This window comes from Actinospica robiniae DSM 44927 (assembly GCF_000504285.1).
Lineage (GTDB): Bacteria > Actinomycetota > Actinomycetes > Streptomycetales > Catenulisporaceae > Actinospica > Actinospica robiniae.
On sequence record NZ_KI632511.1, the window covers coordinates 1,333,896 to 1,347,126 of the forward strand.

A 13,231-nucleotide genomic window follows, 5' to 3' on the forward strand; every position below is an offset into this window, starting at 1 on the left:
CGCCGCGACCGGGTCTACTGCGGCAACAACTGCAGCGCCCTGGCCTCCTACTACCGGCGCAAGGCCGGCCTGCCGGCCCCGCCACGCTGGCAGCACCCCGCGCTCAGCACCTCAGACCCGCTGCTGTGGCGGGCCGCCGAGCGCGCCGCTGATCTGGCCGCGGCGAACGGCTGGTCTCGCGGCGTGCTCCGACACACTCTCGACGGGCTCAGCGCTCTACTGGCCCAACGGCCACCCGATACACGAATCGTCAAGAGCGAGATACGTGGCTGCATACCCGGGCGGTCCTCGCTGCCCAGGGTCCAGCAGGTCTTGACCGACCTCGACCTGCTCGAAGACGACGCCGGGCCACGCGACCTGCCGTGGATCGAGCGTTCTGCCGCATCGCTCTGCCCGGGATTCGCCCCCGACGTTCGCGCGTGGCTACTGACACTCAGCCAGGGCGGTCCACGATCCACCGCGCGGTCGCAAAGCACCGTGCACGTGTACTTCAGCTCGGTAAGGCCGCTGCTTGAACGCCTCGCCGAAGAACGCGATCACCTGCGCGAGGTCACCGCGATAGACATCACCGCGGTGCTGGCGCCGCTGAACGGCTGGCGGCGGCGCAACGCCGTCGCTGCGTTACGGTCGCTGTTTCGCCACGCCAAGAAGTACGGCCGAATCTTCACCGATCCGACCAGGAGGCTGCACAGCGAAGAGATCCCCGCCTCGGTGCTGCCGCTGGCCGAACACGAGATCAGCGCCATCGAACGCACGGCAACCGACCCGATCCACCGCCTGGTCATCGCCCTGACCGCCATTCACGCCGCCCGCCCTGCCGCGATTCGACAGCTGACGCTCGACGACGTCGACCGCGCCGCCCGACGCATCACGCTCGGCGGAAACGAACAGCGCCTGAGCGAACTCGCCCACGACGCGCTCAGGTCATGGCTGGTCGAGAGAAGAAGACGCTGGCCACACACCCCGAACCGGCACGTGCTGATCACCCCCGCCAGCGCGCTCGGCACCGCCCCGGTCAGCGCCCACTACCTCCAGGTCCACTTCGTTCGCCGCGGCGTCGACCTCGAACGGATCCGGGCCGACCGCATCCTGCACGAGGCCTTGACCGTCGGGCCCGACCCACTGCACCTCGCGCTCGTGTTCCACCTCTCCCACACCGCCGCCGCCAGGTACGCCGACATCGAGAGAAGATCACGAACGAGGGACCCGCGGGCGAGCCGACGCCAGGTTCAGACAACCAGGCTGCAGGCCGCACAGGCTGGACCTGTTGACACGGGGGAACCAGAATTGCTGTTCGTGAGCGAACGGGATGCCGAGACAGCGAAACGTGCTCTCCGCCTCCGCGCGGAGAAGGTGGCACAGCTGCTCGGCATCGACGTCACTGCCGCACTGACGGAACCTCGAAGCGGACGAGCTATAGCCGCCGAAGTGCGGAAACCGCTGCTCGAGCGCGCGACCCTGCCAGAGGAGCTATTCGGCGCGCTGATGGCCGCTGCCGTCTACGACCCCGACCCCAGCTTCTGCCGCTGGTTCGTCGAACCCGCCGTCTACGTCTTCGGCCGCCGCCGGGTGCGTGCGGCACTGGTCGAATACCTGCGCACAGGCACCGACGCCGAACGTGTCGGCGCGCTCCGAGCCTGGTACAGCACGGGAGTCCCACTGCGGGAAGGCCGATCGCCTGCTTACGCAGTCGGCACGACACGTGATCCCGCCCTGGACGTGTCGCAGGACATCGTCGATGCCTGGCGTGAGACCTCGCTGAAGCTCCTGCGCGATGTGCCGGACCTGCGGATACGCTACGCGCTTCTCTGGATGCTGCCGCCGTCACGCGACGCCTACCCTCTACATCTTCATGATCTGTTTGAAGGCGCGATCGAAGCTGCTAGGGCGGATCCCGACCCGCACGCCCGTGGCTGGGTGGCCGCTGTTGATCGCCAGCGAAAGTAGCAACCCACCGAGAATCCCGACCCCAAGCGACGAACCCACGTGGGTTCGCGATGAAGTGCCGTCAGTCTCGCTGAACTCACGGCAGTCTGGCCGTCAACGGATCGAACACCAGACCCAAACGTGGATGATCAAGGGCCCTGTCGTGGCGTTCCGGACCTGGGCCGGCTCGGATACCGGCCCAGGTCACGGTTGGCCATCAGTGGGGCGTGAAGTCCTGGTTGGTCCCAGGGGCGTTCTTGCACGGCCACTGGTCCAGCTGCTGGCCGTTGTTGGACCCGGCCCCGAAGACGTCCAGGCACAGTCCGCTGTTCTTGTTCTTGAACTGCCATGAGCCGTCCGACTGCTGCGAGGGCAGCCACTGGCTGGCGGCATTGCCGTTGACCGGCTCCTGGACTATGTCGGCCACGCCCTGGGAGGTCGAGCTGTTCGCCACGCTCACGTCCTGCCCCGAGTTCTCCACCTGCAGCTCGCCATAGCCGCCGGAGGTCGGCACGAACTGGAGCTGCTGGTTGGCCTGGCCGTTACAGGTGTACTGGTCGATCGCCGCACCCGCGTTGGAGGTATTGCCGTAGGAGTCCAGGCACAGGCTGTCATTGCCCACCACGAGCCGGTGGTAACCGCTGGGGAAGACCTGAGGAGGTGCCGCTACAGCCGCATAGCCGACCGAGGCCAGTTCGGATTGGACGGCATTCTCGGTCGCGTCCGACGGGAACCCGGAGGTCACAGCACCCTCGAAGAACTCTCCCGTGTCACCGTGGTCGTTGCCTCCACCGGTGCCGAGCAAGACGGAGTTTTCCAGGCGCATCGGCGAATAGCCACCGCTGGGCAGCGCCCCCGAGTACGTGGTGGTGAGACTTCCACCGTTGGCATTGCCGTACTTCAGGGTGAAGTTGCTCGTGCCGTTGTTCTTCTCCCACGCCGTGACGAACGGGTAGGTGATGCCCGGGTTGGAGGCGTTGTTCGGCCCGGTGATCGAGCTGTACATGCCCTGCTCGAGGTCGGCCTCGACCCACGGCCCGGACCCGGTGCACCCCCCGAACCAGCACGCGCTGCCGAACTCGATCGCGTTCATGGTTCCGTCGCCGTCGTCCCGCCAGCCGTTTTCGGCGCTGCCGAAGTCGAAGCAGCAGCTGCTGTTGTAGAGCGCGGTCGAGGTGACCTCGTAGATCCCCTCCGGCTGGGAACCGGTCGGCACGCCCTGGGTGCTGAAGTCCCGGTAGCCGACAGCACCCGCTGAGGTGTTGAGAACCTTCACCCCGTAGACAGCGTTGCCGTTCACGGTCACCGGCAGAGCCATCGCGTCAGCACCGACATCCGACTGAATCCACGAGATCGGCAGGTCGTTGTGCTCCGAACTCTGGTCGTACAGCTTGGTTATCGTGCACGTCGTCCCGGAACAGAACGAGACCTGCGCGGAAGCGTTGGCGTAGCCACCGGCCGCCGCGACGCCGACATCGAGATAGCTCTTATCCGACGAGCGCTGAATCTGGTAGAGCGGACCGCTATACGCGGCGAACAGGGCGCGGGTCGTGCTGTACGCGGCTACGCACGGCGTGCCGCCCGTCGCATAGATGTCGCACGGGAGCGAGACGGCCGCTTGTGCTGACGGAGCCGCCGACAGGCTTGCCGTGACCGGAACCAGAACTGAGGCCGCGAGGACGCTCGCCGAGGCCAGTCGGCCGAGAAGCCCGTGGCGGCGAAACCTCCTCACTGCCTGCGGATGCCTGCCGGCGCCCCCCTCACCGCGTGCTCGGCCCGGTGGACGCACGGTCCCGTTGCCGGCGCGGCAAGCTTGACGTACGAGTTCGAACACTGGAATCTTCCCTTCCTCTCATTGACTGCGTGCAGCACGCTTTGTGACACCGGGACCGGCGTGGACGCACTTTTCCCGTGCCGCCGCGTTCGGCAGCTTGTGGCCACCCCTGTACTCAGTCCCTGTGCTGGTGACCATGACCGGTCCGGCACCCCGGTCGAGGCCAAGCCGTGGAAGGCACGAAACTCCGGGCGGCAAGATGCGTCAAGGCGTCCGGAAGAGTCGGATCAGCTGTTGAAATGCGTTCGAATCTTTTCGAATGCCGAGTTTGCCTTGTCGACGGGCAGTCAGGCTGCCCGGCCGCCTCCGTCGTGACGCCTCGAATGAGTCGGACTGATTGTGAAACTTTCAGGCCTGTACTCGGCGCTGTCCGACGATCGGCACCACCACCGGCAAGCCACCATGGACCGCTCGCGACGGCAGCCGTGGGATCAGCTCGGATCGATACACGGAGTCGGCTCGGCCCGCAGACGCCGCCAGCTCACAACCGGATGTCGAGGTCAGGCCAGCAGCGCGCTGCCCATGTCCGCAGTTTTTTCGGGCGCGCCGAACTCGCTGACCCCGTTGATCAGATCAGGCTGCCACCCACCCGAATCCACGCTACTCGCCATCGAACTAGGCGATGGGTGTCAGAATGAGTCTGAAGCTTTCCTGTCACGCATGAAAGATCGACTCGGAAGTTGGCGGGCACACTGCTCCGCGTTGGTCCGCGTAGTCAGCCGGCGGTGAACGCCGGATCCGTGGACGCTCGCAGGGCCGCGACAGCGCAGAGGAGATCCGGCGTCGTCAGCAGGTGATGGTCGCGTGCGGAAACGATTTGCCAGGCTCCGTCGCCGTTCTGCGCCTTGGCGCAACCAAGGCGGAGGGGCCGGGTGATGTCTGTCGTGTCGGTAATGATGACTTCTTGGCCCGCGTTGATGGCGGAGAATGTCCGACCCATGAGCTTGACCAGCGTCGGCTGCGTGGTAACGTCGCTGATCAGCATCTGCGTGACCGAGGGCGGCGCCGTACTGCGCAGACCGCAGGGATTTGCGTTAACCACTGTACGAAACGCGCGCTACGCCATCGTCGCATCCCCTTTCCCGCCCACCGGGCCTTGAGGTTATCAGCGGCGTGTTACGACCTTTTTACGTCATGCGACGGCACGGGGATGAGGTCCGGATGCCGGGCAACCCCCGGTGGGCTCTGGCCGGCATGCGTGCCTGTAGTGGTCGAGAACTAGGCCGATGGTGTGACCTGGTCTTCAGCCTGCTGCTCGATACTCGTTGATCAGGCCTGCGAGGACGGTTCGGCCCTGGATCCGCTCCTTCGGCGTGGGGAAGGCGATGAGATTCGGGTCGTCGTTCGGTGCTCGCAGGTTCATTCCGTGGCCTTGGTGGCTTCGGTGGGCGTTGTAGTGTTCGATGAACTCCTCCAAGACGGTGCGCAGGTGGCGTGGGCCGGCGATGAGCATCCGGTCGGTGCACGCGTTTCGGGCGGTGCGCACGAACCGCTCGGCGAACGCGTTCATCCGCGGTGCCTGCGGCGCGGTCTTCACGGTGGTGATCCCGGCCGAGGCGAACGCGGCGTCGAAGGCGTCGGTGAACTTCGCGTCCCGGTCCCGGATCACGTGGGTGAACCGGTGGCCGGTCTCCTCGAGCTGCCAGGTCAGCTCGCGCGCGAGCTCGGTGGCCCACTGGCCGGCGAGGTGTTCGGTGATCCCGAGCAGGTGCACTCGACGGGAGTCGATCTCGATCACGAACGCCACATACAACCTCTTGAGCGTGATAGCGCAGTCGAGGTGGAAGAAGTCCGTGGCCGACAGTGTCGCGGCGTGGGCGCGTAGGAAGGTGCGCCAGGCTTCGTCACGATGAGCAGGCGGCGGGATCCTGTGCGAGCGCAGGACCTTGCGGATCGTGGAGGCAGCGACCCCATGGGACCTCGTCGAGCTCATCTTGCGTATGGCCAGAGAGAACCACCGGTGGGGCGTGGTGCGGATCCAGGGCGAGCTGCGCCGGGTGCACGCACGCGTTCCTCGCCCACATCAGATCCCTGCGCGAGGAAGGCCTCGACGGACGCTTCTCGGTCCGCGCCCCGATCGACGAGCAGGTCCGCCAGGCGATCACGAAGCTGTCGGCCACAGCGTGGTACCCCGCGATCGAGGCCGACGGACAGGTGCGCGACGGCGCCGAGGTCGCCGAGCTGACCGGACTGCTCTACGGGTACGGCGCGAACCTTCCACCCGGCACCCGATGCCTGGGGCGGCGCGAGCGCCCGCACCCGGGCGCCCAACTGAGCCTGTCCGACACGATCGAGGGATGGCGCCACCAGGTCATCGCCACCGACAGCCAGCTCGGCGACGGGCCCTTGACCTGGATCGAGGCACGCCACCGGGCGCACGCCCGGGTCGAAGACCGCATCCGGTGCGGCAAAGACTCCGGTTTCGGCCGCTTCCCCTCCCGTGAATACCCGATCAACCAGGCCTGGCTCGAACTCGCGCTGACCGGGATCGACCTGACCTGCTGGATGCGGATGCTGCTGCTCGAGGGCGCCTCTCGCGCGCGCCGAGCCGAAGAAGATCCGCTACCGGCTGCTGCACGTCGCGGGACGGATCACCCGATCCGCCAGGCGCACCCGCCTGCACATCGACGAGCACTGGCCCTGGGCGAAACAGCCGGCCACGGCCTTCGAACGTCTCGCCCACCTGCCCCGGCCCCGCACCTGCTGACCAGCCGCAACAACCCCGCCGGCCACGACCCGAAAGAACCAGGAAGAAGCCGACCACCCGCGTCGGCACCGAGGCATGCCTCAGAACCCAGCACACCATCCGGCCAACGACCAGCAGACTCAGACCACGAACTCACATGCTTGGCGAAAGACGGAGGCTAGCAATGATGTGAGACCGTTCCGCTAATTCGGCTGACGCGTAACGGTATCGCCGCAGATCATTTGAGGTGGCGTGGCCTCCCCGTCAAGCGATCGAGGAGGCCCAGCCCTTGCCAATAGGTTGATGGAATATGTCTAGTTTCTCCTGGATTGGCGAGGGGATGCGCTTGGGGTTCCTGGAGGCCTTGATACTGCGGATGATCTCCTCACCGAGGAGAGTCAGAGAACTAATGGCTGCACCGGAGGCGCTGCGGTAGTGGGTGCGCCAGGGCGAGGGAGCCGCAGCGAGCTGGGGCAGTCTCGTCGGCGTCGAGCACGAAGCGCTCAACTGCCGCGCGCGGAGGCGGATGAGCTGCTGCGGGCGCACAAGATTCTCAAAGCTGTCTCCGTGCTTCTCGCCAAGGAGCTCGACTTTCCCCGGACGAAGTGGCTGCCGCGATCGATCCGCGCGTTGACTCGGCGAGGGCCCGGGCGAGAGCAGGCCCAGTCTCGTCGAGGATGTGGATGAGCCGCCGATCGTATGGCGCTGGCATTGCTCCGGCTTTCAGGTATGCGCGCGCGGTCAGCGACTCAAGCGAAGCGATGTGAGAGGCGGTCATCCGTTCGCAGGCGGCCGGGCTAGCCAAGGTGTCGCGAGCGCACAGCGCGTTGTCGAAGGTGATGATGTCCTCGGCAACGCCGGCGGCGAGCTGCGCGGCATCGCCCGGCGCGTTCGGCGTAGCCAGTCGCAGCGCCGTGAGAGTCAGGCGTGTCCTGAAGCTGGTTGTGGAGCGGTCGGGGTTGGCGCGGGCAAGCTGTACAGCGGCAAACAGCGCCGAGACGTCGTATGGTTTCGGCGGGTCTACCAATTGATGGATGAGGTTGCGCAGGCAAGCCGCGACGGCATGCTCCCATGGTTGAGAGAGTTCGGTTGCGGCGAGCACAGCGAGCGCTTCTTTCGCATGTCCGTTGTGGGCCAAGGCGATGATACGGGTCTGGCGGGCCTCGCGAAGCAGTTCGGGACGCGAATCATAGATGGCGGCGTGTTCGGCGGCGGCGGTCCAGTCGTGCGCTGCCATCAGCGCTCGCGTGCCGTCCTCCAGCAGGACAGTGCGCAGCCAGGGCGTGGCCTTACCCAGGCCGCCGGGTCGGTCGGTGAAGCTGGCGAAGTTGATGGTTCGCCGGGTGATCGTGGTGCTGCCGGCGTGGTGGACGGCGTGGTCAAGCGCGACGAGCGCTTGGTGCGCGGCCCGGGGGTCTCCGCCGCGGCGGGTGAGGCGGATAAGATTGATCAATGGCTGCAGCGAGGCGATGGCGATACGACCAGAGACAGGCCAGGCTGCGTGGAAGATCTCGAACTGAGTCTCGCATAGTTCGACTGCGCGTTGCGTGAGGCCGCAGTCGGCATAGATGAGAGCTGCGAGATTCCATACTGTGCATGCGTTCTCGATCTGCTTTTCAGCCGGGGCGTCGGCCGCGAGTCGGTCGGCGAAGGTGGCGGCTTCGTCGATGCGCGAGGTGAGGTCAGCGGCGTGTAGGCGGGGTTCGCGGATCAGCGGGAAAGCGGCTGTGGTCGTGGCGAGGGCGTCGGCGGGTAGCGTCGGGTTGGGTGCTGCCGGTACCGGGTCTGGTTCGGTGTCGAGGATTGCGGCGCGGGCGGCGTGGGCGAGGATGGCTTGGGTGCGGGCAGGCAGACCCATCCGGTTCCAGTGGAAGATCACGTGGTAACTCAGTACCGCGCGCAGGCCGCGCTCAAGGGCGCCGTGGTCGGCGAGGCGGCGTAGTTCGCGGCCGGTGGAGTGGAACGCTACGGCCCATGCGACGAGGTCCCGCTGGCCGAGCGCGGCGGGCTCGGCCGGAGCGCCCAACATTAGGGTGCGCATCGTTGCAGCGAGGTCGTGGATGTTCTCGGCCGCGACGTCTCGGGGCAGGGGGCGTTCGTGGCTGACGCGGTGCCACAGATCGCCGCGTTCGTACCATTCGAGGCCGGCACCGCGCAGCAGGAGCCCGCACAGCGTGAGGGAGATCTCGCGGCGTCCGGCTGCCGTGGTGTTCTTGAGGATTGCGTGGCTATCGGCGAGAAAGAGCTGGTGTGATGCGGCCATGGCGGCGGGCCCGCCGAATGCGGCGGTTTCGGGTTCGTAGATTCCCTGATGCCAGGAGGCGAGGACTCCCTCTTCAACGAGCCGGTCGAGCGCGAGGGCGAGTTCATCCTGGAGGAGGCCGCGAGCCTGGTCTACGCGGATACGCCAGCAGGGGTGTTTACGAATGAACCACCATGCAAGGTCGTGGCCGTTGGGAGAAGCGAGTAGCGGGGCGAGGTGGGTGCGAGCATGGTCTTCCGCTTGAGACCAGTCAGCCCATTGCAGCGCGTAGTGAGCCCAGCGTGAGGCTTCGATGTCGCCTGGGCCTGTGGCAGCGGCTAGTTGATCAGTAGGCATGTGTCCCATCCGGTGCTCGGTGCGGCGCGGTGTGCCGCTGCGGTCAGAGCGAGGGCGAACCCGGCATCGCCTTCGAGCAGTCCCGGGTCCCGGCCTGGCGATCGTTCGTGGGCGACTTCACCGAGTTCGTGGGCAACGGCGTCGACGGCGGCATCCAGCTTCGGGTCGGCGACGTCGAGCGCAGCGCGTAGTCCTGTCATGTAGATGCCGGCCCAGCCGTGGCAAAGGCCCGGATCGGTCAGGCGCCGGTGGGTGGCGGCGTCTTCGAGCACGAGGGCGAGCATTTGCTGGGCCTGCTCCTGCCTGGCGGAGTCGTCGAGGGCGATGGCGGCGATCTGTTGGGCGCGGGCGATGCCGGGTGTGCCGTAGCACCAACTGGGCCTGCCGGGGCCGGCCTGGGTGGTTCGGCCGGTGGTGAGTTCCTCGTACGTGAGCCACTGTGGCCACCACGGTCCGCGCTCGCTTGGTTGTTCCCACCGGTCGAGGAAGGCGCAGATGCGGGAGATCGCTTGGAGCTGCCCGGGCACGCTGATGCCGCGGCGGGCGGTGCCGGCAAGCAGGAGTAAAACGCCGGTGATGCCGTGGGCGGCGCCGAGATTGGCGTGTCCGGTGGCGAAGTCTGGGGATTGGCGACGGTGCGGGTCGTGCCCGACCCACCAGCCCGGCACAGCGACTCCACTGACGTGGAGCGGGCGGGTGAGGGCGACGAGGTGGGTGAGGACGCGTTCGAGAGTGTTTCCGGCTGGGTCGCGGCGGGCCAGGAGGGCTCCGATGCCGGTGAGTCCGAAGAAGATGTCGTACTCTCGGAAAGCTGCGGGCTTTCCGGCTTCGAGTCGCTGGGTGGCAGCGGCGACGCGTCGGTGGGCGAGGTCTTGGACGTGCCGGTCGAGGTCGGTCAGGGCGGCGGCGTAGCGTTCGGATGCGGTGTCGAGGGCGAAGGTGAGTGCGCAGATGCCGAGGTAGAGCCCGGTGGTTTCGGCGGCCGAGACGGGGTTGGCGGCTGCGGCTTTGAGCCAGGTGTGCGCGCTGTCCCAACTGTCCAAGCCCGCCCGAGCGCGCTCGCTGTGGAGCAGGCTGATCCCCACGGGCCCCTTGGTCAGGGAGCTGGCGAGCCAGGGCTCGCCGGGTGGCGGCGGTGTAGGGGTGGACAGGCTGCGGGCGATCTCTTCGGCGCGGTGCGCGAGGGCCGCTGTGCCGGCAGGCAATTCAGTGTTCCTGTCGTCGGGTCAGGCTCAGCGCGGTGGCCCGGGCGAGGCGTTCGGTGACGCGTTCGGTCGCCGGGTCGACGCGGACGGCACGTACGTGGTGCTGGTGGAGCAGAGTGCGGGCGACGTCGAGCGGATTGCGCTGGGCGGCGACGGTCTCGCGGTACCGGTGCAGTGCGGCGCTGCGCTCGCGCCAGGCCGTGCCGAGTTGCTCGCCATGGGGCAGTGCGGCAAGGGCGGCGGCGCCGTCGACTGGGTCGGTCAGGGCGAAGGCCTGCTCGCGCAGTGAACCCGGCAGTCGTTCGCCCGTGCGCGGCAGCTGCTCGAGCAGCCAGGTGCGTGCCTCGCGCTCGGAATCGGCTAGGGCGGTGATGATGGAGAGCATGCCGGCCGCGGCCAGGGCTTGGCGGTGTACGCCTTCGGAGCGGGCGGAAGTGATTTGGGCGAGGGCCGCATCCGTGTCAGCCGCGAAGACTTCTTCGGCCGCATCGGCTGCCGGCCCGTACCCGTATCGCCCAGTTTGTGGCTGGTAGCTGGCGAGGGTCAGGCCAGCAGCGATGCCGGCGCGCTCAAGTCCCTGGGCGAAGGTGCTGACCGAGGCCGCCGCATCACCGTATGCGGCGGGGTGGGTAAGTCTGAGGTAGATGCTGAGGTGCTGGTCAGCCTCGGGCCGCGCCATCTCGCGGTGGCGGTTGAACCACCAGCGTTCCAAGCCGGGCAGGAACGCGGTCAGTAGCGGCAGGTGGTCGGTGAGCAGTTCGTCGTATCGGGTCGGGTGGGCATGTATGCGGGCGTGCAGGACGCTGCCTGTGCCCGGGAACCGGGGTTCGGAGCGCAGTGTCAGGGTCGCGGGGGCCGGTCTGGCCGGGCGGGTGAGGGTGAGTGGGATGAGCAGCTCGTGAGCGCGCCCGATCCAGCCGAGTTGCTCCGGTTCGACAGCTTCGCGCAGCTCGATCTGTGCTCGTGCCGCCAGGCGGGTGCGCAGCACGAGTCGGTGGGTGCGGTGATCCAGGTCGAGCGGAAGACGCCGGTCATCCTCGCAGATGGCAACGTGTTGCGGGACCTGCCAGCGGTTGCGCCAGACCCCGAACGCGTTCTCCCACTCGCGGGTGGAGGCGGCGCGGCCGGGCAGGTCTTTGACGTGCAGGAGCCAGCGTGCTGGGGCGAGCACGGTGCGTCGGTAGCGCACTCGGGGGAGGTGTGGAAGGCGTGCGGCTGCGCCGAAGTCGAAGGCCTTGTATACGGCGCAGCGCGCTGTGGTCAGTTCGGAGAGGAGCCGGGCGAGTGGTGGGGTCTGGACTCCTGCTTGCAGGGCGTGGGTGACGCGGGGTTCGATGACGCGCCCGGTGGGTGCGTGGATGAGGTAGAGGCTGCGCGCGTCCGCGGTCACCGCCAAGTCGGCGGGCAGGATCACATTCGGGCCCGGCGGGCGGTGCTCGCCGAGGGAGATCACATGCGGAAGCAGTTCGGAGGTGCGGGTGAGGTTCTCGTTCGAGCGTTTGCGCGGAGCGAAGGAGAGTTGGGCGGTTAGTGCCTCTTCGTCGTGGGCCACGTACGTCGCGGCCAGCTGCTCGCGGTCGTCAGCCTCGAGCAGGTGGGCGAAGCGGCCGGCCATGCTGCTGCCGGGCCGCGGAGCCCCTGTGATCGTGAGTTGGAAGGCGCCGCGCACCAGCTCGCCCACGCAGGTGGCGCGCACCTCGACGCAGATCTCTGTCCGCGGCGGATACATGATCTCGCCTGCGGCTGCCAGGTCGGCGATCACGGCCGGTGTCAGGTCAATCTCGCTGCCCGCCTCAAGCTGGGTGCGTTGGACGAGTTCGAGGATCGCCTCATCGCGCGGGGCGAGCTGGCGCGGTGCGCGTTCGTAGGCGGAAGCCAAATACCCGGCCGGGTAGCCGAGGCCTGCGTCGCCGACGAGCTCAAGTAACGGCACGAGGGCGCCGGTGCCGTAGGTGCTGCGGAATCGGCGGTGGTAGTCGCGCCAAGCCGGGTAGCCGACGGGGTGTGGTGACAGGCGGCACAGCAGCTCGGCCGCTTCGCTCGCCTCTTCGAGTACGGCATCGGGCAGCGCTATCTCTCCGTCCAGAGCAGTGTTGATCATCAGGCTGTCCGGCGGTGCAGTTCCGTACTCGATCGCCTCCTGCATCCGGCTGATCTGTTCGACGGGTCTCGTACGCGCTTGGATCAGCGCATTGCTGAGGTGCCCGAGCGGGTCGGGTTCGGTGGCGGGCGCGCGCAGACCGGTGAGCAGGAAGCCCGCAGCGATCAGTTCGCACAGCAGCGCGTCGATGCGCTCGCGCGGTGCTGCCGGGAACCGGGCCGCGACCTGCGCGCGAACGAACCGGTAGGAGCGCGGCGTGGAGGCCGATTCGAGCACTGCGCGCACCGGCGGGGTCAGGCGAGTGGATACCTCCACGGGCGCTCGGTCCAGATCGGCGTGCTCGACCGGCGGGCCCGGGATGACGCAGCGGCCAGCGCGTATGCTCGCCGCGCTGTGAGCGACGACGGGGACGCGCTCGAGGATCGAGGGCTGCTGTTCGAGTTCGCTGATGGTCCGCGAGAGCCAGGCCGCGTCTACACGGGCCGCGTAGGTGTGTTTGCCGGTCCAGGTCACACTCGCACACGGTGCAGTGCGGACGAACGCGGTCCCGGCGAACATGCCGAAGGGTGTGGCCCGCCCGCTCCAACGCAGCAGGTAGGACGCGAGTGAGAGCCCGGCTCGGCGCACATGCTCGGGTGCCGGGTCATCGGCGTCCCGCAGCTGCTCGATTTGTGCCGCGAGTGCGGGGCTGGCGTGGGTGATGGCTGCTTGTACCTGCTCGCGCTGCCAGGTCGCGTTGATCCATCGCAGGGCGCGGGCATGCTCGGAGAGATCGTCGAGGGCAAGGTCGCCGGGCAGTTCGAGGCCGCCGGGATCGGTGCTGGCGCGCAGCAGTGCCACGCCGTGGTGGCGGTATGTCGTCGGCCGCCTGGCCATCGCT

7 protein-coding genes and 1 pseudogene are annotated in these 13,231 nt (G+C 67.7%); 2 read left to right on the forward strand and 6 right to left on the reverse strand.

The window, feature by feature from the left end; genetic code table 11:
• Positions 1-312 precede the first annotated feature (312 nt).
• Positions 313-1,947 carry a site-specific integrase gene (locus ACTRO_RS48630; protein ID WP_211244113.1) on the forward strand — a complete coding sequence of 545 codons (1,635 nt, stop codon included), beginning with the start codon at positions 313-315 and terminating at the stop codon, positions 1,945-1,947.
• 196 nt (positions 1,948-2,143) lie between these two features.
• Here the strand turns inward: ACTRO_RS48630 and ACTRO_RS05695 are convergent, their stop codons facing one another.
• The 3 genes from ACTRO_RS05695 to ACTRO_RS05705 form a co-directional block, all read right to left on the reverse strand.
• Positions 2,144-3,658, reverse strand: a complete 1,515-nt coding sequence (locus tag ACTRO_RS05695) for an arabinofuranosidase catalytic domain-containing protein (RefSeq protein ID WP_034261696.1) — start codon at positions 3,656-3,658, stop codon at positions 2,144-2,146.
• Between the two features lie 817 nt (positions 3,659-4,475).
• Positions 4,476-4,745 carry a hypothetical protein gene (locus ACTRO_RS05700; protein WP_034261699.1) on the reverse strand — a complete coding sequence of 90 codons (270 nt, stop codon included), beginning with the start codon at positions 4,743-4,745 and terminating at the stop codon, positions 4,476-4,478.
• 258 nt (positions 4,746-5,003) lie between these two features.
• Positions 5,004-5,693: an integrase core domain-containing protein gene (locus ACTRO_RS05705; RefSeq protein WP_084315993.1), complete on the reverse strand. Its 690-nt coding sequence runs from the start codon at positions 5,691-5,693 to the stop codon at positions 5,004-5,006.
• Between the two features lie 47 nt (positions 5,694-5,740).
• Between ACTRO_RS05705 and ACTRO_RS46825 the strand changes: the two are divergent.
• Positions 5,741-6,467: pseudogene (locus ACTRO_RS46825) on the forward strand (transposase); the annotation flags it as partial.
• A 532-nt stretch (positions 6,468-6,999) separates the two neighbouring features.
• Here the strand turns inward: ACTRO_RS46825 and ACTRO_RS44765 are convergent.
• From ACTRO_RS44765 to ACTRO_RS05725, 3 genes are read right to left on the reverse strand one after another with little or no spacing between them, the layout of a single operon-like run.
• Positions 7,000-9,045, reverse strand: a complete 2,046-nt coding sequence (locus ACTRO_RS44765) for a thiopeptide-type bacteriocin biosynthesis protein (RefSeq protein WP_157435795.1) — start codon at positions 9,043-9,045, stop codon at positions 7,000-7,002.
• A complete protein-coding gene (locus ACTRO_RS05720; protein WP_034261703.1) occupies positions 9,027-10,250 on the reverse strand; it encodes a lanthionine synthetase C family protein in 1,224 nt (407 codons plus the stop codon). The genes ACTRO_RS44765 and ACTRO_RS05720 overlap by 19 nt, the downstream gene beginning before the upstream one ends.
• A 1-nt stretch (position 10,251) precedes the next feature.
• A complete protein-coding gene (locus tag ACTRO_RS05725) occupies positions 10,252-13,227 on the reverse strand; it encodes a lantibiotic dehydratase (RefSeq protein WP_034261705.1) in 2,976 nt (991 codons plus the stop codon).
• Between the last annotated feature and the right edge of the window lie 4 nt (positions 13,228-13,231).

What these genes read in the sequence shown, in the direction of transcription:
- ACTRO_RS05700 (WP_034261699.1), bottom strand. Translation starts at nt 4,745, where the DNA reads ATGCTGATCAGCGACGTTACCACGCAGCCGACGCTGGTCAAGCTCATG.
- ACTRO_RS05705 (WP_084315993.1), bottom strand. Translation starts at nt 5,693, where the DNA reads ATGAGCTCGACGAGGTCCCATGGGGTCGCTGCCTCCACGATCCGCAAG.
- ACTRO_RS44765 (WP_157435795.1), bottom strand. Translation starts at nt 9,045, where the DNA reads ATGCCTACTGATCAACTAGCCGCTGCCACAGGCCCAGGCGACATCGAA.
- ACTRO_RS05725 (WP_034261705.1), bottom strand. Translation starts at nt 13,227, where the DNA reads ATGGCCAGGCGGCCGACGACATACCGCCACCACGGCGTGGCACTGCTG.